The organism is Pirellulales bacterium, assembly GCA_035533075.1.
In the GTDB taxonomy this organism is placed as follows: Bacteria; Planctomycetota; Planctomycetia; order Pirellulales; family JAICIG01; genus DASSFG01.
The window spans coordinates 1-19,104 of sequence record DATLUO010000118.1 but is presented as its reverse complement, the minus strand read 5'-3'; the positions used below and the strand labels follow the sequence as shown (position 1 = coordinate 19,104).

General features: G+C 62.9%; 17 protein-coding genes and 1 tRNA gene. 5 read left to right on the top strand and 13 right to left on the bottom strand.

Features of this window, described 5'->3' with window-relative positions; translation table 11 throughout:
• Positions 1-8: 8 nt before the first annotated feature.
• Positions 9-548 carry a 2-C-methyl-D-erythritol 2,4-cyclodiphosphate synthase gene (gene ispF / locus VNH11_15100; protein ID HVA47695.1) on the bottom strand — a complete coding sequence of 180 codons (540 nt, stop codon included), beginning with the start codon at positions 546-548 and terminating at the stop codon, positions 9-11.
• Positions 549-630: 82 nt separating this feature from the next.
• Complete coding sequence (locus VNH11_15095; GenBank protein ID HVA47694.1) at positions 631-882, bottom strand: type II toxin-antitoxin system RelE/ParE family toxin; 252 nt, start codon at positions 880-882, stop codon at positions 631-633.
• 355 nt (positions 883-1,237) lie between these two features.
• Between VNH11_15095 and VNH11_15090 the strand changes: the two genes are divergently transcribed.
• Positions 1,238-2,596, top strand: coding sequence for a Gfo/Idh/MocA family oxidoreductase (locus VNH11_15090; protein ID HVA47693.1), 1,359 nt, complete (start codon positions 1,238-1,240; stop codon positions 2,594-2,596).
• Positions 2,597-2,599: 3 nt separating this feature from the next.
• Here VNH11_15090 and VNH11_15085 read toward each other — a convergent pair whose 3' ends face one another.
• The 5 genes from VNH11_15085 to VNH11_15065 form a co-directional block, all read right to left on the bottom strand.
• Complete coding sequence (locus VNH11_15085; GenBank protein HVA47692.1) at positions 2,600-2,944, bottom strand: DUF1805 domain-containing protein; 345 nt, start codon at positions 2,942-2,944, stop codon at positions 2,600-2,602.
• Between the two features lie 43 nt (positions 2,945-2,987).
• Entirely contained in the window at positions 2,988-4,115 is a 1,128-nt protein-coding gene (tgt, locus tag VNH11_15080) for a tRNA guanosine(34) transglycosylase Tgt (protein HVA47691.1), read from the bottom strand.
• Positions 4,108-5,427 carry a DNA-directed RNA polymerase subunit alpha C-terminal domain-containing protein gene (locus VNH11_15075; protein ID HVA47690.1) on the bottom strand — a complete coding sequence of 440 codons (1,320 nt, stop codon included), beginning with the start codon at positions 5,425-5,427 and terminating at the stop codon, positions 4,108-4,110. Before VNH11_15075 ends, tgt begins: the two co-directional genes overlap by 8 nt.
• Positions 5,428-5,538: 111 nt before the next feature.
• Positions 5,539-5,612: transfer RNA gene (locus VNH11_15070), tRNA-Thr, on the bottom strand.
• Between the two features lie 118 nt (positions 5,613-5,730).
• A complete protein-coding gene (locus VNH11_15065) occupies positions 5,731-5,961 on the bottom strand; it encodes a hypothetical protein (protein HVA47689.1) in 231 nt (76 codons plus the stop codon).
• A gap of 1,177 nt (positions 5,962-7,138) precedes the next feature.
• Between VNH11_15065 and VNH11_15060 the strand changes: the two genes are divergently transcribed.
• Positions 7,139-10,570 carry an N-6 DNA methylase gene (locus VNH11_15060; protein ID HVA47688.1) on the top strand — a complete coding sequence of 1,144 codons (3,432 nt, stop codon included), beginning with the start codon at positions 7,139-7,141 and terminating at the stop codon, positions 10,568-10,570.
• Between the two features lie 43 nt (positions 10,571-10,613).
• Positions 10,614-12,044 carry a HEPN domain-containing protein gene (locus VNH11_15055; protein ID HVA47687.1) on the top strand — a complete coding sequence of 477 codons (1,431 nt, stop codon included), beginning with the start codon at positions 10,614-10,616 and terminating at the stop codon, positions 12,042-12,044.
• A gap of 60 nt (positions 12,045-12,104) precedes the next feature.
• On the opposite strand, the gene VNH11_15050 is transcribed toward VNH11_15055, so the two are convergent.
• The 5 genes from VNH11_15050 to VNH11_15030 form a co-directional block, all read right to left on the bottom strand.
• Positions 12,105-12,653 carry a hypothetical protein gene (locus VNH11_15050; GenBank protein HVA47686.1) on the bottom strand — a complete coding sequence of 183 codons (549 nt, stop codon included), beginning with the start codon at positions 12,651-12,653 and terminating at the stop codon, positions 12,105-12,107.
• On the bottom strand, positions 12,650-13,348 hold the full coding sequence (locus VNH11_15045; GenBank protein ID HVA47685.1) for a hypothetical protein: 699 nt from the start codon (positions 13,346-13,348) through the stop codon (positions 12,650-12,652). Before VNH11_15045 ends, VNH11_15050 begins: the two co-directional genes overlap by 4 nt.
• 1,123 nt (positions 13,349-14,471) lie before the next feature.
• The gene (locus VNH11_15040) at positions 14,472-14,855 is read right to left on the bottom strand and encodes an HNH endonuclease signature motif containing protein (protein HVA47684.1); all 384 of its coding nucleotides are present in this window, start codon (positions 14,853-14,855) and stop codon (positions 14,472-14,474) included.
• Between the two features lie 8 nt (positions 14,856-14,863).
• Complete coding sequence (locus VNH11_15035; GenBank protein HVA47683.1) at positions 14,864-15,589, bottom strand: hypothetical protein; 726 nt, start codon at positions 15,587-15,589, stop codon at positions 14,864-14,866.
• A 401-nt stretch (positions 15,590-15,990) separates the two neighbouring features.
• Complete coding sequence (locus tag VNH11_15030) at positions 15,991-16,248, bottom strand: hypothetical protein (protein HVA47682.1); 258 nt, start codon at positions 16,246-16,248, stop codon at positions 15,991-15,993.
• Between the two features lie 407 nt (positions 16,249-16,655).
• Between VNH11_15030 and VNH11_15025 the strand changes: the two genes are divergently transcribed.
• Together VNH11_15025 and VNH11_15020 are read left to right on the top strand one after the other, a co-directional pair.
• Positions 16,656-17,312 carry a hypothetical protein gene (locus tag VNH11_15025; protein ID HVA47681.1) on the top strand — a complete coding sequence of 219 codons (657 nt, stop codon included), beginning with the start codon at positions 16,656-16,658 and terminating at the stop codon, positions 17,310-17,312.
• Positions 17,287-17,544 (top strand): hypothetical protein, encoded by a 258-nt coding sequence (locus VNH11_15020; protein HVA47680.1) that lies wholly within the window; start codon positions 17,287-17,289, stop codon positions 17,542-17,544. The genes VNH11_15025 and VNH11_15020 overlap by 26 nt, the downstream gene beginning before the upstream one ends.
• Before the next feature lie 722 nt (positions 17,545-18,266).
• Here VNH11_15020 and VNH11_15015 read toward each other — a convergent pair.
• Complete coding sequence (locus VNH11_15015; GenBank protein ID HVA47679.1) at positions 18,267-18,875, bottom strand: response regulator; 609 nt, start codon at positions 18,873-18,875, stop codon at positions 18,267-18,269.
• Between the last annotated feature and the right edge of the window lie 229 nt (positions 18,876-19,104).

Here is a 19,104-nt window from a genome sequence, read left to right as displayed (position 1 = left end):
GCCGAAAATCAAACCGAGGTGGGCATGCGCTCCAGGAGAACGACCGCTTCGGCCATCACGGCTTCCTGCCGCCCGACCGGCCCCACCCGCTCGCCGGTCTTGGCCTTGAAGCCGACGCACTCGACGGGCAGTTCGAGGATGGCGGCGATCCGCTCACGAATGGCCGTTTTATAGGCCGACAACTTGGGGCGTTCGGCAAACACGATTGAATCGACGTTCACCACACGAAAACCCGCGGCCGTGACGGCGTTGAGTGCTCGTTCGAGCATGTCGGCCGAATCGCGGCCGCGGTTGGCCGGATCGGTGTCGGGAAACAGCTCGCCGATATCACCCAGGGCCGCCGCGCCGAGCAGCGCGTCGGTGATGGCGTGCAGCAGCACGTCGGCATCGCTGTGCCCGACCATACTCTGCTCGTGCGGCACATCGATGCCTCCCAGCCGCAAGGGCCCGCCGGGCGCCAGGCGGTGGGTATCGTGTCCAATTCCAACTCGTGCGGCCAGCGTGGCTTGGTCCTCCGTAACTTGATGCGCAGTCAGAAGTTCAACCAAAACGAAGATTGTAGCCGATGGGAGGGCGGAATGACAATCTCAAGAGCGTGACGGGCGGTGAGTTGGGCACGGAACTGCGGCCTCATGCCTCCCAGACGCTTAAGACGTACACCAGGCGATCCTGTTCAAGCACCTCAAAATCCACGCCAAGCGGCGCGACGGCGAGACTTCGGACGGTGTCGAAACGAACCTCGCCGATAGCAAGCGGATTCTGCTTCAAGAGCTGATCGATGGTGTTCGCCACGGATGAAACTCCATCGCGGTCGACGGCGTCAAGCCAAATTGCAGCCAGATCTTGTTCCGCCGCCATGGTCCAAATGACGGTGAATCTCATGACGGGAGTCTTGCAAGCACCTCGGATAGAGGCTTTCCGGTACGCTGCTGCTGGCGCTGGCGCAACTCGTCATCGGCAAAGGGTGACCGACGAACGTTTCCACCAGAACCAGTGGTCGCCGTCACGGGGTGAAAATACCCTAGCACGCGGCCCGATTCGTCTCGGATCTCGGTGAGATCAGCGAGGTTGCCGAGTTGGGATAACGTCCCTGAATCAACCGTCAAGATCGTCATTCGATTCCTCGTGTTTGACTCTTGTCGTCTTCGTCGCCATGCTGATGTAGATTATAGGCTATACCGCCGGTGGATGTAATCGGTGAGGCGTACATCAGCAAATCCTCTTCTGGGAGATAAACATGGCTCGTGGAACCAATCGGCGTCGATTTCTTCAAAGCGTGTCGCTGGCGGGAGCCGGCTTTTGGGTGGCCGGAAGTGAAGCCCGCGTGTTTTCCGACTCGCCCAACGGCAAGCTCCGCATCGCCTGCGTCGGCGTGGGCGGCAAGGGAGCCAGCGACACCGATCAGGCCGGCAACTACGGCGATATCGTGGCGCTGTGCGATATCGACGACAAGCGGTTGGCCGCCAAGGCCGAGAAGTTTCCCAAGGCCAAGACCTACAACGACTATCGCAAGCTGCTCGACGAAATGCACGCCCAGATCGACGCCGTGGTCGTGAGCACGCCCGACCACACGCACGCGCCGGCGGCCGTCCGGGCAATGCGGCTGGGCAAGCACGTCTATTGCCAGAAGCCGCTCACGCACACGGTGGCCGAGGCCCGCTTGATGCGCGACACTGCCCGGCAATATAAGGTGGCCACGCAGATGGGCAACCAGGGGACGGCCGACAAGGGCTTCCGCCAGGGCGTGGAGATTGTCCGCTCCGGCGCCATCGGCCCGGTGCGCGAAGTCCACGTCTGGACGAACCGGCCCTTCAAGTATTGGAAACAATCGCCCGACATCGTCGCCCGACCCACCGAAATGCCGCCCGTGCCCGAGTACGTCCACTGGGATTTGTTTCTCGGCACCGCGCCCGCCCGGCCGTATCACCCGGTCTATCATCCACACAACTGGCGCGGCTGGTGGGATTTTGGCACCGGTTCGCTGGGCGACATGGCTTGCCACACGACGAACCTGCCGTTCATGGCTCTGCGGCTCGGCTATCCGACGCGTGTTTCGGCGATCAGCGGCGAGATCAATCAAGAAACGTATCCGGCCTGGGCGACGATCACCTACGAGTTTCCCGCCCGCGGCGACCTGCCGCCGGTGAAGCTCACGTGGTACGAGGGCGCCCGCAACGGCGAGCGGAACCTGCCGCCTGCCGAGTTGCTGTTCGGCGAAACGCCGTCGTCGAGCGGGGCGCTGCTGATCGGCGAGCGCGGCGCCATGTTCTCGCCCAACGACTACGGCGCCCAGCAGAAGCTGCTGCCGGCGAAGCAGTTCGAGGGCTACCGCCCGCCCGAGCCGACACTGGCCCGCATGGACGGCAATCCCGACGACAATCAAAAGGGCGAGTGGGCGCGGGCCATTCTGGGCGGCCCGCCGCCCATGAGCAATTTCGATTACGCCGCCGTGTTGACCGAAACGATGCTCTTGGGCAATGCGGCCGTCCGCCTGGGCAAGGCGCTGGACTACGACGCCGAGAAGGTGCAAGTGACGAACGTGCCTGAGGCCGCCGGGCTGATCAACCCGCCGTATCGCAAGGGTTGGGAAATCTGACTCTCAGCCAGCGACCGAAGGCGGCGTCAAGAATTTTTCCAGCGCCTGGCTGCCGGTCATGCCGGGCTCGATGCCCAGGTCGCGCGCCGGCTCGCTGACGGCCACAATCCTGGCCTGATAGAGGTCTTCCGGCTCGCAAAGCGGCCGGGCCGGCGTGCCCTTGGCAATCGCCACGGCCATGCCGAACTCGGAGGCGACGGCAACGTCGAACAAGCCGCAGCCGACGATGCCGCGCACGGTGTGGATGGCGCAGTATTGTCCGCCCGGCCAGCGATAACTGGCGCCGATGGCCGGACCATGAGGCGTTTGCAACGTTCGTTGGACGGCATGCGGCAGCGACGCGGACATAAAAAGCTCCACTCGGCAGAGTCGGTCCCCACGTAGTTTAACGTCATGGCGTGCCGCTCCGCCAGACTTGCTCTTTTCCGCGGCGGTATTCCACGAAACGGTCAGCCGCGATCGCCTGTCGGGCCGCGGCCAACAGCCGCTGATAATAGGTCAGGTTGTGGATCGAAAGGAGCACCGGGCCAAGCATCTCGCGGGCCATGAACAGATGCCGCAAATAACCGCGGCTGTGCCGGCAAGCGGCACAAGGACAGTCGGCGTCCAGCGGCCGCGGGTCGCGCTCGAATTGCTTGTTCCGCAGGCGGATTGGCCCAAAGTCGGTAAAGGCCACCGCGTTGCGGCCGTTGCGCGTCGGCATCACGCAGTCGAACAGATCGATGCCCCGCTCGATCGCTTCCAGCAGGTCTTGCGGCCGCCCGACGCCCATCAAATAGCGAGGCTTGTTGTCGGGCATCGCCGGCACGGTGAAATCGAGCACACGATACATCTCTTCCGGCGTCTCGCCCACGCTCAGCCCGCCGACGGCGTAGCCCGTGAAGTCGAGCGCCGCAAGCTGCTCGGCGCACCACACGCGCAGCGGCTCGTCGAGACCGCCTTGGATGATGCCGAATTGGGCCTGGTCGCCGCGGCGATGGGCGTCGCGCGAGCGCTCCGCCCACCGCACGGTGCGCTCGGCGGCCTCGCGCACGGCAGGCGGTCCGCCGGGCAAGGCCACCACGTGATCGAGCACCATCGCCACGTCGGAACCAAGCGCCTCCTGAAGGGACACCGCCCGTTCGGGCGACAGCGCCACCAGGCTGCCGTCGATGTGCGAGCGAAAGGTGGCGCCTTGCTCGTCGATGCGGGCCATCACCGCCAGGCTGAAAATCTGAAAGCCGCCGCTGTCGGTCAAGATCGGGCCGCTGAAGCCCATGAAGGCGTGCAGCCCGCCCAACTCGGCCACGACCTCTTCGCCGGGCCGCAGCGCCAGATGATAGGTGTTGGCCAACACCATCTGCGCGCCGGTGGAGCGGAGCTGGTCGATGGCCAGCCCCTTGACGGTGCCTTGCGTGCCGACCGGCATAAAGGCCGGCATTTCGACGGCGCCGTGCGGCGTGTGAAACGTGCTGCGCCGCGCGCGGCAGCCGGCGTCCTGATGCAGCAGGCGAAATGCGAACGCTCCGGGTTCAGTCACCGCGCAGCTTCAACCCGTGTACGGTCAGCTTGTCGCGGACTTCGTTCAAGCTGGTGACGCCGAAGTTCTTGCACTCCAACAACTCGTCTTGCGTCCGCCGCACGAGCTCGCCGATGGTGCTGATGCCCAGCCGGATCATACACTTTCGGGCACGCACGGAAAGGTTCAGATCGGCGATCGGCTTGCTGAGCAGGGCCTGTTCGTCGGGCGACATCACTTCGGGCTCGTAGGTGACTTCGGGCACGCGCTTTTCGCCGGCGAACTGGCCCAAGCTGAGGCCCTTGGAGGCCATCATCTCCTTGATTTCCACCAGCGAGGTCTCGCCGAAGTTCTTGCTCGACAGCAGTTCTTGCTCGGTGGCGCGGGCCAGGTCGCCCAACGTCAACAGCCCCATCTTTTGCAGACAATTGCGGCTGCGGACCGAGAGTTCGAAATCGGTCACGGGCATCGTGAGCACCTGGCCCAGCCGGTCGCGGCGGCGTTGGGCGTCTTCATCGAAGAACATTTCGCCCGACGCCTGGGCGTCTTTGAAGAACAGCCGGGCGCGAGGGTGATTGGGATAGGCGTCGAGGATGCGCAGGTAGCATTGGCGCGCCTTCTCGTATTGCTGGCGGTCTTCGTAGAGGATGGCCAGGTTCAACAGGGCGCCAAGATGGGCGGGAAACCGCGAGGTCGACCGTTGATAGAGATCGAGCGCGGTCTCATCGTTTCCGCGGCGGTCGTTTTCGACGGCCAGGGCAAACAGGGCGCCGGCGTGCTTGGGATCGGTCTCGACGGCGCGTTCCAGCAAGGCCACGACTTCACTGGGGTTTCCGCCGATGGCGGCCACGGTGGCGCCGCGTTGATAGAGATAGTCGGCGGTCTGCTCGACCGCGCCGGAGAGGCTGTCGAGCACCTTCAAGGCGGCGCGTGCGTCGCCCGTGTAGCGGACGGCTTCGGCCCGCCCCAAGGTGCTGGCATCGCCGTCGTAGCCGGCTTTGGCGGCGGCCTCATAGTCTTGAATCGCGGCGCGGTAGTCTTCCAGGGCGAAGTGCGATTTGCCGAGATAATACTTGGCGACGCCGCCTTGGACCGCGGCGAGCGTTTGCCCGGCCAGGCGGAAGCGGCCCAACAAGTAGTAGCCCACGCCCAGCCGCAATTTGGCCGAGGCACCTTCCGCCGCCTTCTCCAATTCTTGCACCGCCTCGCGCAGCGGCCGGTAGTTCGTGGCGTCGGCGCTCAGGGCCTCGATCATCCGTCGAACGGCGGCGGCATCGAGCTGGCCGTCGGACAGCAACATTTGCTTGAGGTCTACTTCCAAACCTTGTGGCATTCCGCTTTCTCCCAATGCAAGTTCGAACCGTGGCGCCGCCCTCACCGAGGCGGCAAAAATATAGGCCCGTGAACACGCCCCCCGCGACCAAGGCGACGACCGCGGGCCGAGAGCCAGCAGTGGGAGTCGAACCCACAACCCCCGCATTACGAATGCGGTGCTCTGCCAATTGAAGCTATGCTGGCCAGCAAGGAAACGCCGAATGAACAATCTTAGCGAAAAACGCGCCGTCAGCAAGCCGCAGAAGCGAATGACGTGCGGCGACAGCCTCGGCGGCGGACGCAAGGCGCGGCCCTGATTCACTCAATGATCTTGGGCCAGGGGATGTTCGGGGTGGATGGCGAGCCAGGCTTCGACACGGGCGGCGATTTGTGCGACTCGCTGCCCCGACAAGGCGTGTGCCGCGGCCACGTGTTGTCGCGTCTCGCCGCGCAGGATGTGTTGTTCGTAGATTCCGCAATCGCGCTGGCTGGGCGGCCGTTCGTCCGCCGTCGTCCGGTTGGCAGGTCGCTGCGCCTTTCCTGGCTTGGGCATGGTGTTGGGTTCTCCGGGTTCGGGGTTCGGGGGTCAGGGTTCAGGGGCCGGTTTGCTTGTGAAAAACAAGAATCAAGCGCGCCGTCTGGGCCATCCAAGCTGGTAGGGGCCAGCAGTTTGCGACGATGCGAGGAAGCATCGACGCCGACTTGTACAAGCGCAAAACCGCCGGCTTGACATGGATGGCTCTGTACGCGACGGCTTCCGTGGCGTTCCGAGCTCTGGCGGCGCGGTGCCGACCCCGCTGCGCGGAACGCCACGGAGGGCGTTCCCGGCAGAGCGGTCCTCGTTCGTGCAAATTTGCACAAACGAGAAAAACCCGAGGGATTTCATCATCTCGTAGTTCCGAAGAGGGGATGAGCGATGAGGGATGAAGGATGGCCGAAATAAAGTCGCGAGTTCGGCGTTGAGGTGCGTTCCGCGGTCGTCCGGTTCCGTACTCGCACTCTACTCGCCGACTGGCTTGGGCGTGTACCGTAGGGATGCTGCCAGAAAAATTACCTGGCAGAAAAATGGGGAACGCGGCGGTCGAGTGAGGCGCCATTGGGTGGCTTGTTTTTCTGTCAGGTAATCTTTCTGTCATCCGTCCTTTGAGCGCGGTTCATCCCTGATGGCTCATCACTCATCTTGCACGGCCATTGGCTTGCACCGCTCTCGCGACGCGCTCGTCCACCGCTTCGCTGATTCCGGTCCCTCGTCTCTGATCCCTCGTCTTTATCCATGATTGCCTAATATATATGCACACAAATAGCCGCATGCGTACAGATTAGGCAGTCGCGCGGATTGCCCCTCCAATTAGGTACGAGATGCTAAAAAACGCCGTGTTTGACCGGCTATTGCAAATTTGCAAAAGCCGTGCGCCGAGGTGCCGCGCTGGACCCCGCGCGGCCCGGCTGCTCAATTCTTAGGCACGCCAGCATGGCCGCAAAAGAGGGGAAACCAAGGATAAAACGGATGGGCACGGATCAAGAGTCGGCCAGCATCCTATCACGCCCCTGGCTTGGCTTGTTCCAGTCGCGCCGCCCCACCAATCCAAAATCCAATATCCCGCGTCCGCCGCCATGTTCTTTCTCCGCCCCGCGTCCCTTATACTCTCGGCGTCGGCCTGTCCCTGGCCTGAACCCTGAACCCTGAACCCTGAACCCTGAACCCCGAACCCTGAACCCTGAACCCTGTCTTGCCCCTCGAAGCCAAGCCGCTGTTCCGTCCCGACGTTCTCCGCACGCACCTGGCGGCCTTTCCGTTGCCCCACCGCGTCGAAATCGTCGCGCCCAAGCTGCGTCACTGGGCCGAGTTGCTTTCTTCACGCCGCGCAGACAGCTTCAAAGAGCAGGAGCTGCTGCCCGACTTCTTGACCGACTTTTTCTGCGGCCTGTTGGGCTACACGCGTCCGGCCGACGGGCAGCCGCGCTACACGCTCTCGCGGGAAAAACACGTCGAGGTCGACGGAAAGTTCGCCGACGCGGTGCTGGGCGATTTCAACGGCGAGCAGCGCTACCTGGTGGCCCTGGAGGGCAAAGGCCCGCGCGATCCGCTCGACCGCCCCTTCGCCGGCCGCCGCATGTCGGCCGTCGATCAAGCCTATCGCTACGCCATCAACCTACCGTGCGACTGGATCGTGGTCACGTCGGTGCGTGAGACCCGCTTGTATTACAAGGGCGCCGACCAGCACACCTACGAGCGTTTCGACACCGAACAGTTGGCCGACGACGCGGCGCACCTCAAGCGGTTCGTGTTTCTGCTGGGGGCCGAGCGCGTCGTGCCGGCGGCCGGGCGATGCCATCTCTATTCGCTCTGGGACGAATCGCAACGCGTGGGCCGCGAGCTGACCCGCGATTTTTACCAGCGTTACGCCGACATGCGGCAGAGCGCCTTCCAGGAACTTGCCCGTGACAATCCCGACGCCCCGCGGGGCGACGTGTTGGCCGCCACGCAAAAGCTATTAGACCGCGTACTGTTCTGCGCCTTCTGCGAAGACCGCGGCCTGCTGCCGACCGAAACCATCCGCAAGGCCTACGAGCACCGCGACCCCTACCATCCGCGCCCCATCTGGGACAATTTTCGCGGCCTGTTCGACTCGATCAACGGCGGCAACGCGGCGCTGGGCATCCACGCCTACAACGGCGGGCTGTTCGCTCCCGACCCGCTGCTCGACCGTCTGCGCGTGTCCGACGCCGTGTGCGGCTCCTTTCGCGACTTGGGCGCCTACGACTATCGTCCCGCCTCGCAGGCCGCGCAGTCGGCCGCCGGCAGCAGCTTGATCGACGTCGAGATTCTCGGGCACATTTTCGAGCAGTCGATTTCCGACCTGGAAAAGCTCAGGAGTCAGTTGTCTGTTGTCAGTGGTCCGTCGCAGGAGGATGGGCTTCCCAGCCCGTCACTTCCCACGATGACGGCCAAAACGCCCCAAACCGCGCGCACCCGTCGCAAAAAAGAGGGCGCCTTCTACACGCCGGCCTTTATCACGCGGTACATCATCGAGCAGGCGTTGGGCGGCGTGCTGAAAGACCGTTTCGCGCGGCTGCGGCGCGAGCACGAAGAAGCGGCGGCGAAGAAGGGTCCTGCCCGAACGGCGCTGGCCGATCCGAACGTCTACAAGCTCGACGACCTGAAGCCGGCGGCCCGCGCGGCGTTGGTCAAATTCTGGGAATCGTGGCAGGACGAGCTCGGTTCGGTCCGCCTTTTGGACCCGGCCTGTGGCAGCGGCGCGTTCTTGATCGAAGCGTTCGACCAACTGCATGCCGCCTATCAGGCCTCGAACGACCGGCTGCAAGAGCTTCGTGGGCACCGCACGCTGTTCGACCTCGACAAGCGCATCCTGGAAAACAATTTGTATGGCGTCGACCTGAACGAAGAGGCGATCGAGATTTGCCGCCTGAGTCTTTGGATCAAGACGGCCGAGCGGGGCAAGGTGCTGACGAGTCTCGACCACACGATCCGCGTGGGCAACAGCGTCGTCAGCGACCCGGCCGTATACCTGCGCGCCTTCGACTGGCACGGCGAGTTCCCCGAAATCTTTGGAGACCGAAACGGCGAAGGCGGCTTCGACGTGGTGGTGGGCAATCCGCCCTACGTGCGTCAGGAGTTGTTGAGCGACATCAAGCCGTATCTGGAGCGCGCGTATCGCTCGTATCACGGCATGGCCGATCTGTACGTCTACTTCTACGAGCGCGGCCTGCGCCTGCTGCGGCCGGGCGGGCTGCTCTCGATGATCGTAACGAACAAATGGATGAAATCCGGCTACGGCGAGCCGCTCCGCCGCTTTTTTGCCGACAGCGCCTGGATTGAATCGGTCGTCGACTTCGGGCACGCCAAGCAGATCTTTGAGGACGCCGACGTCTTCCCCTCAATCATCGTCGCGCGTAAACCGACCGCCGCGCTGAAGCCCAAGACCGCGCGGCTCTGTACCATCCCGCGCGAGCAACTCCGCGTCGACGACCTGAGTCGGCAGATTGAGCATGAAGGCGTCGCGCTGCCACTGGAGCAGCTCGGTGCCGAAACGTGGCAGCTTGAGCCTCAAGGCGTTGGCCATCTCTTGGCTAAGCTCGTCGAGCGTGGGCGGCGCCTGGCGGACTTTGCGGCGGTCGAACCGCTATCGGGCATCAAGACTGGGCTCAACGAAGCATATCTCATTGATACTCAGACAAAAGAAGCGATCGTCGCGTCGCACGCCGGCAGTGCGGCTTTGCTAAAACCTTACCTCCGCGGCCAAGATTTCAGCCGCTGGAGCGCCGACTGGGCCGGCTGGTGGATGCTTGTGCTGCGGTCCAGCGAAAATTTCAAATGGCCGTGGGCAGACCAGGGCGATAGCGCGGAAGCCGTCTTCGCGAAAACGTATCCGGCGATACACGCACATCTATCGCAGTTCCGCGGCGCGCTGTTAAATCGCCAGGATCACGGGCGGTATTGGTGGGAGCTGCGGTCATGCGCCTATTGGGCGTCCTTCGACGAGGCGAAGATCATGTACCCAGAAATCACCTGGCGAGCCGCATGGATAATCGACTCGTCGGGCACACTTTGCAACAACACGGCCTACTTCTTGCCATCCAATGATTCGTGGATTCTCGCGGTGGCCAACGCGCCGATAACGTGGTGGTATGCCTGGCGCACGGCGATGCACGGGAAGGACGAAGCATTGCGGTACATCAAGGATTTTGTTCGCGATTTGCCGGTCCCGCAGCCCGACCACACGCAGCGCGCCGAAGCCAATCGCACGGTTGGCCAGCTCATCCAACTGACGCGCGACGAGCACGGCACGCTGCGATCGCTCCTCGACTGGCTCCGCGTCGAGCACGAAATCGAGAAGCCGAGCCAAAAGCTGCAATCGCCCTTCGACCTCGACTCCGACGCCTTTGTGGGCGAGGTGCAGAAGGCCCGCGGGCGGAAGAACCCCTTGAGTGCGGCGGGGTTGCGGGGTCTTCGCGATGAATACGAGCGGACGATCGAGCCGGCCCGGCGTCTGGCGGTCGAAGCCTTATCGCTGGAACATCGCCTCAGCGACCTCGTGAACGCCGCCTACGGTCTCACCCCCGACGAAGTCGCCCTCATGTGGGCCACCGCGCCGCCAAGGATGCCGTTTCTTTCCCCGGCTCAGCCTCTGCCCGATTGATGCCGGCCCACAATGCTACCCTTTCGTCAGGTATGGATAACAAATGCGAGAGCGCCAAGTCGTGCTTTTCGAGGCCTTTGAGTGCGGTGGCCGCTGGTGGCTGCCTGACGCTCCCGAAACGGTCGTCGGAGGCTCCTTGAAATACAGCCGGGATGAGCTTAGTGTCCGCCTGGACGGCACGCTGGGTTCCGTGTCGGTCGAACAAATGGGTGTGCTTGCTTCCGATTTTCGCAGGTTTGATCGGTTGCATGGTGTGTTGGATGACGGGCAGAAATGCACGTTGTTTCGTGCGTTCGTGACGGCATTCACGGGATCCTGGATGGTTTGCAGCGGCATCTATCTCGTCGTCGGCTACCACCTCGAAGGTCTTGACCAATTGCGATTCGACGGTGTATCCGCGTCGCCTTCGAAGCTAGACGAGTTTTTGGACCGCAACGTTTTCGCAGTGCAGGCAACCGATGCTGTAGACCAGGCAACGCTCACCTATACGAAGCCGGAAAGGCAGGTCTTCGCAATCTCGTCAATTTCGGCGCGGTTCGAGATCGATTCGACATTTAGGCTGAAAGGAGACCGCAATATGGCGGAGGCAATTGCCGGCAGCCACTTCAATATTATTCCAGATTCGCCGCAACCGTTGGAGTGGTTCCAGAAGACGTTGTGGCGGCTTTGCGACCTGCTGACCCTGCTGACAGACGAGCCCTGCCACGCATGTTGGATTCGCGTAACGCCAAACGGCGACCCGTGTGATGGGCCGCTGCTTTACACGTCGAGCGGACCGCATAGAGAGCGCGACGCCCTGCGGTCCTCCGTGCTGTTATTCTATTTCTCGCAATTGGCGGACCGCCTCGGACCGATTCTGGAAAAGTGGTTCTCGGCAAGTGATGTATTGTTGAGCGCGATTTACCTGTTTCGGGACGCTCATCGAAGTGCAGACCCCTCAAATCGTGGCCGGTTCCTGATATTGTCGCAGGCATTGGAGGCATTCAGTCGCGCCACAATGCCCGGAGCATACATGGCGGACGGGGACTACGAACGCGTGAAGAACGCCTTGGTGGCTGCGATCCCCAGCGAGGTCGGCGAGGACCATCGCGCGAGCCTGAAAAACAGGATCAAGTATGGAAACGAACACTCGCTTCGCAAGCGCTTATCAGGATTGCTCGGTTCAATGGGCCCACAGATGGTGGCGTGCGTTTGCGCGTCAGCCAGCGATTTCACTTCAGGAATCGTTGACACGAGGCATTACTTTACGCACCTGACCGATGAGCTTCGCCCCAAAGCTTTGAGCGGAATTCCTTTAGCTTGGGCGTGCGACAAGTTGCAGATGCTTTTGCGGCTATTGCTCTTGCGGTGGGTTGGGGTCGATGAGCAACTGATTGTCGCGCGCGTCACTCATCATCCGCGGCTTGCACAGTACATCTATCTTGGGAATAGGCAGCGAGAATGCATCAAAACGCCGACGCAAAATACGAATTAGCGGTAGCCCTCGTCCCATAGACTCGCCGCGATCGACAAACGGGCCGAGTCAGTGTTGCTCTCACTTCTTTTTGCGGCCCGTGAAGCGCTCCGGGAGTTCGACCTCGCCACGTTGTAAATCACCCTTGAGGAACATGTCCTCCGGATCCTCCCTGGGCAGATCGTGTGCCTGCATGATCATGGCGGCGAGAGCACGACAACGTTTGTCGTGGCTGTAGAATTCGACGGCGCCCGCCGCGCGGGCGGAGGAAGTTATCAGAATGTCGGCTTTCAACAGGTGGCGGTTCTTGTATTGCAGGTCGTGCGGCAACTGCTTGTGTTGTGCCCACAATTCCGCGGCAATGGCCGCGGCGTGTAGATCGAAATTCGGGCAAACGAACTTCTCGGCCAGCTTCGCGATGAGCAGCCCCTTTTGCGCCTTTGGAACAGGCACAAGCAGTTCGGCGATTGCGACCGTGGGAAGGTAGATGATCGCGTCGCGCCGTGCGAGTTTGTGCAAGAGAATGTGCGCACGGACCTGAAGGTCGGCAAAATCGTCGGCGCGGGTGGCCGGGTTGGATGGCACGATGCCCGCGTAAACCAGAACCATCGAGTCAAGGCCGACGCTCACGAACGCAATTCCCTCATGTATTCTTCCGGGTCGGCGATGGTGTCCCAGGCAGCGAGGCCGGCGGTGCGCAGTTCGGCGATAGCTTGTTTTGGATCGCCTAGTTTGGGCTGCGTGAAGTCACGAATCGCAAAGCGGTAGATCTGCCAGGTGCTGTGGATCCACTGGGCCGTGCCCGTCGCGGCTATCCGTTCGTAAAGATGCTGGCCCAAGCGGCGGACAAGATCCTTACTTTCCAAGTCGCAATAGAGAAGGCGACGATGCCCTGGAACTCGCAACAAACAGCGCATCTTCGTCGCGCCGCCGACGCGCTCCACCTCTCCCACGACGGTCGTGTCACCGCGCAGAAGCACTCTCTGCGAAATCCGTTCGTAAGCATCCGGCTCGACGACCAAGAGCGGACGCTCATGTCGGCCGATTGGCGCCACCTCGAGGTTGCACTTGACCGACCGAGCTACCTTGCTTAGCGATTCAATCGGATGCAGTGCCGCAATCAGCCGCTCGTCGGCAATGGGGAACGAGGCATCGCCGGACAACATGGCCCCGACGCTAGCCAGGTTCGCCGTCGCCTCATCCGGGGCGCGTGCGACACAACTGTAGACGGCGGAGCCCCTGCGGACATCCATTAGGGCAATTCTTTTTTCGGCGGGAACCTGAGGCAGCTCCGCAGGATCGCGCCCGCTGGCCAGATCCTGCACGGCCGAGAGGGCATCGCTCACGGCACGCAGGGGTATTTCCTCGGGAACGAGCCCTTCCGCTACGAACCGCACCTCGAACGTCAGTGGTGGCTTTTTTTTAGGCGCCATGAAGGGCCACCTTTGCAGCAAAACCCGAGCAGTTTATAACGGCCGAACCTATGGTTGGCGGTTTGACGGCGAACTTATAAATGGCTTCGGCGTTTTGCACAATGCCGGGCACGACCGAGGCTGTTCGAACTTGGGGGTCTAGGCATGAACTTTTGGCTATTATAATCGGCGGCGCAGGGGGATGTCGAGCGCCTCACGGCGGCTATTCGTTCGGCGCGGCGGTGCCGGATTCGTACCGTCGCGGCCTGCGCCTTGCCATTCGCCGATTCGGTCGGCCGGCGACGCGCCGGTGCATTGGCTGTGATTGCCCTCACGCCACCATCCGGCTTGATGCCGTGGAGTCATGAATTGTGACCTCCATGCCGGTTGGTATAGCGGATGGGTGGGCTGGCCGCGCGCATCGCGAGTGATCACCACCATTCGCGCTCGTGCCGGGGGGGGCGGTGATTGACCGCCAGAGACGAAGCGGCGACCTCCCTTACGCCGTCGACGGTGCGCGCCACGTGCGTCCGCCAGCCGCCGCGACGCGGCGGCTGGCGGACGCCCGTTGAGAGGTTTCCAACGGAACATGCCGCCGGCTTGCCCGGCGGTACTTAACGCTGGTCTCTAAAGGCGGCGAGCCCGCTCAACGGCAGCTCTAGCAACCAACGTGAAACCTCCGCCCGGCAAGCGGGCGGCATCCTCGTGACGTGCCGCCCCGACCCTTTTAGAGACCAACGTGAGCCTCCGCCCGGCAAGCGGGCGGCATGCTCGGGATCCTTTCGCCTGACGTGGTTTGGCTCACGCTCCGCAAGCCAGCACCCGGCTTTATGCCGGTGGGGCTGTGATTGACCGCCTGAGACGAAGCGGCGACCTCCCTTACGCCGTCGACGGTGCGCGCGACGGTCGTCCGCCAACCGCCGCGACGCGGCGGCTGGCGAAAGCCCGTTGAGGGAAGGGGCATTTGGCCGGGCCGGCCTCTGGCAGTCAATCATCGCCCGACCGAGGCAAGGAGCGGGGCGTGGCGGACGACCGGCTAGAATACCCCTTCGTCCATCAACTCGGCTCGGAACGCTACGAAATCGGGATCGTTGATGCCGAGAACCGCAATCGTCGCCCGTGCCGAGCGCGTGCGGCCGCGGAGGACCGGGCCGTCCCAGTAAAAATGCCGGTCCCCAGCCTGCCGGCGCGGATGAAACAAAGCGGCCAACTGACCGGAATCGGCGTCGATGCCCGCGATGTTTGGTCCCTTCCGTTTGTTGCAATGCATGCGGCTCCAGGCAAGGTTCTCCAGTACGGTCGCGCCGCCGTGTTGCTCGGCAATGATATGGTCGACCTGGAATGGCAGGGGGTCGAATGCTTCGGACATCCGACAGTAATCGCAGCGCTGGGCGGCAAGGCGACGCAGTTCTTTGCGCAACGCTCGACTCATTCGCGCCGCGATTTTTTGCCGTTCAGTTTTTCGGCGCGGCGCAGCGTTCGCCGCGCCTTCGACTGCAAAATGCCAAGGGTTTGGCCGACACGAATGAAGTTATCGAGTTCCTCTTCCTCGCCGGCGGTCAACTTTCCTTGGCGATTCTTTTCCGCCAACAGGTTCATGCGGCGGCGATCGCTTTTCGAAAACTGTAGCCGCAGAATGTCGCGCGCGGCCTCGCAGGAGAGGTATGGTCGGGCAGGATCGACAACGCGTCGCAGAATTGCCATCTCACTCTTCGACGATGGTGTGACGGTTGCCATCAAAAAACCGGCGTTGCAACAAAGGAAGGCTCTTTCGACACGATTATAGTTCCTCGTCAGCACGCCGGCTAGCACGATCGTTGCTCTCCTTCCGCCTAAGCGGCGGCCTAACACAGCCTGTTGAAAAAGGGCGGCGGCCTGTCGAGGCCCTCTGACCCTTTCTCCGGACGCGGTTTGGCTCACGCTCGGCAAGCCACCATCCGGCTTTATGCCGGTGGGGCGCTGATTGGACGCCAGAGACGAATGGCCCCGCGCCGCCCTTTTTGCCTCCCTGGGTTGCCGTGCCGTGCGTGCCGCCGCCGCCGCGCACAGGGCTAAAACCAACACGGAAGCCCGGCTGAAGCCGGCTGACGAATGATGGGGACTGTTAGCCGTCAACCACCAGATAAATCTGGTGGCAGACGAAGATAGCGCCATTCAAAACTCGCCCTCAGCAATCAACCCCTCGCGCAATTCCAAACGGCGGGGGCGTATTGAACTGAAGCAACCGAATCGTGGCTCGGCCGGTCGGCGTCCGTCCGACGATTTGTGCCCCCTGCAGCGCGAAATGCTGCGACCAATCATCACGACGCGGGTGATACCGAGCAACGACAAGCCCGCTGGCAGGATCAATGCTGCTAAGATTTGTACCCTTGTGCAGATTGCAGTGCTGGTAGGCCAAAGCCAGGTTTTCCGGGGCGTCGGCATCAGGCGGCGAATGCTGCACGCAAGAATGTGCTCAACGTGGAACGTTGCCTCCATTGCGTGCTGCGGCAGGCGGCAGTATTCGCACCTGTCATCTGCTCGCCGCCACACCAAACCGCGGACGGTAGGGTCGCTCATAAGCCCTGGCGCCGCAGAGCCGCCTTTGCCTTGAGCTTGAAGATCGCGATGATGTCAAGCTCCTCGATGTATCCCTCATACTCTTTGCGCTCGTCGGGTGATAGATTTCCCTGGTTGGCCTTTTCTGCGAGCTCGTCCAGCCGGGTCTGAAGCTCGGGATCGATGCGCAGCTCGATGATTTTGCGGGCCGCGTCGGCAGGCAGGAACTCGACGACGGGATCCAGAAAGCGGTCCAGGATGCTGGTTCTGCTCATGCAGCAAGTATACCACGGTGATCAGCGATCGAAAGACGCGGTGGCCGGGCGCACGTCCCGCCGCCGCCAACGCCGCGGCGGGACGCATCGCGCGGCAAGGGGACGGCTTTTCGCGCGGCCGGCCTCTGGCGGTCAATCACCGGTGCGCCAGGAACGGTGTTGATGTTGCGAGCGAGTGAAAGCCCCGCCCGGCAACTCGTCGCTCCAGCCGGAAGTAATCGGAGTGACGGTGGAGGTAACGAAGGCTGGTTGTATCGGGTCGCGTTCTTGCGTGGTAAAGACATGTTGTCTAAAATCGGCGAGACTGGCCCGTGCCGCGGATTGGGAGGCTCGGGCTTGCCGGCCCGGCAGCCACTGTCGGATTCCGACCGTTGACCGCGAGAGGGGCGTCCGTCGAGACTTAGGACATGGAACAAACCCAGTTGCCTGTTTCCGACTTCACGGTCTTCGCCGACTCCGGTATGGAACTCCTCCCGCCGCTGCCGCTGGGCGCCGCGGTGGCCGTCGTGGTCGCCGTGCCGCTGGCGGTGCTCGTGCTGCGAAAGCTGCTCGGCCCGGCCAACGCCGTCTCGCATCGCTGGAACTTGTGGACGCTGCGCGGAGCGATCCTGGCCGTCGTGGCGGTCGTGCTGCTGAACCCGGTGCGGGTCGATGAACTGCGCGGCCCGGTCGAACGTCCGGAATTGTTCTACCTGCTCGATATGTCGGCCAGCATGCATAATGGCAGCCCCAAAAACCGCTGGGATGAATCGCGCGAACTTATCGAGCAGGCACGAGAGCTGGCCAAGCCGTCGCCCGCAATCGTCAAGCCCTTCCGCTTTTGGCCAACGACTGGCCGCGATCGAAATGGGGCGGCCTTCTCAGGCCGTCAGCAAGGAGGGCGGGCCAGAGGCCCACATCACAAGCGACGCCGCACCGCCGTCGTCGTCGACCGCGGATCTCTCGTCACTGTCTCCCACCGACGCCGATACGCGGCTGCTGTCGGCGCTGCGGCAAATTTCCAGCCGCTTCGGCCGCGTGCCGCCGCTGGGCATCGTCGTGTTCTCCGACGGCCGGGCACATGACGACGTCGGCGTCGAACAACTCGCCGCCGAGTTCGCCCGCTTGAAAACGCCGGTCCACGTCGTGCCCGTGGGTGATGTCAGCAAAGGGGGAGACGTGGCCGTGGCCGCCGTCGTCGCTCCGCAACGGGCACGCAAGTTCGCCGAAGTCGAAGTGCAGGTCTTTCTGCGCAGCTTCGGCAGCTCGATTGGATCGAGCCGTGGATCGGCCAGCGCGGCGGCGGCCTGTGCATGATCGGCGGAGAGCACAGCTTCGCTTCGGGCGGCTGGAGCGAGACGCGCGTCGGCCCGATGCTGCCCGTCGAGCTGTTGCCCGGCGGACTCGACTGGACGCCCGGCGAGAGCGTGCGGCTGCAAGCGGAGCTGCCCGCCACGCCGCACCCCATCTGGACCCTGATGGCCGACGCCAAGCAGAACCGGCAGATCGTCGGCTCACTGCCGGCGGTGAGCGGGCTGAACCGCTGGGTGGGAGCCAGGACGAACCTGACCACGGTGCTGGCCACGGCCGCCGTGTCGAGCACACCCACGACAAACGCAGCCGGCGATGGGGCATTCTTGGTGGCTGGGGCACAATCGGCGGGTTCCGTGCCGGCGGTGGTGGTGGGCCGCTACGGCCGCGGTCGCACGGCCGCGATGGCGTTTGCCATCACCGCGCCTTACGCCGACGAGTTGGTGCAGCGTTGGGGACTGGGCGACAACCGCTACTACGCCAAGTTCTGCCGCAACCTGATCTATTGGCTCACGGAAAATTCCGCGATCGGCCGGCGGCGGCTGGTGGCCTCGGCCGACAAGCGTTTTTATCGGCCCGGCGAGACGATCGCCATCTCCGCCGCCACTTACGACGAGAGCGCGTCGCCCACGAAGAACTATCGCGTGGTGGCGATGGTCGAGCCGCACACCACCGCGGGCGAAGCCGAGCCGGAAACCTCTCCCCTGCGCTGGCCTGGCGTGAACGCCTTAGCGATTAAAAGGCGTCTTCCCGTCCAACGCTTCCGAGGCCATGACGATCGTCTCGGCGATCTCCACCAGCTTCTTGTTTTTGTTGCTGGCGAATTTTTGCAAGCGGCGAAAGGCTTCCGGCTCGTCCACGCTCAGGTGCTTCATCAGCAGCCCCTTGGCCCGTTCGATCATCTTGCGGTCGGCCAACGCCTGCCGCAGGTCGGCCGCCTCTTGCCTCAGCGATTGATACTCTTCGTGACGCCGCAGGGCCAGGCCGATCGCCGCTTCGAGCTGCGCCTGCGAGGTCGGCTTGATCAAATAGCCCAACACGTGGTTCTGCTCCGCCCGGTCGATCAACTCCGGGTTGCAGAAGCCGGTCAGCAGAATCACCGGCGCCGGCGAACGTTCATGAATCACCATCGCCGCGTCCAGGCCATCCATGTCGGGCATATCGATGTCGGTGAGAACCATGTCGGGCCGTTGCTCCAGGCAATAGTCGACCAACTCTCTGCCCGTCGAACCGGCGAAGACCACGTCGTGGCCCAGCGCCTTCAATATCTTGGTCAAAGTTCGGCGGATTTCCTGGTCGTCGTCCGCGATGGCCACGCGCAGGCGATCCGTTCTCATTTCGGCCTCCACAACCGTACTGCTTCGAGTCGCTATCATCCGGCAGCTCACTGAGTGGGACGTCCTAGTTTCGCCCTCGTCGTCCGAAGGCGGCGCCCGTTAGGGCACCGGATATGCAGCAATCGTCATGCCAATTCAGGGTTCAGGGTTCAGGGTTCAGGGTTCAGGGTTCAGGGTTCAGGGTTCAGGGTTCAGGGTTCAGGGTTCAGGGTTCAGGGTTCAGGGTTCA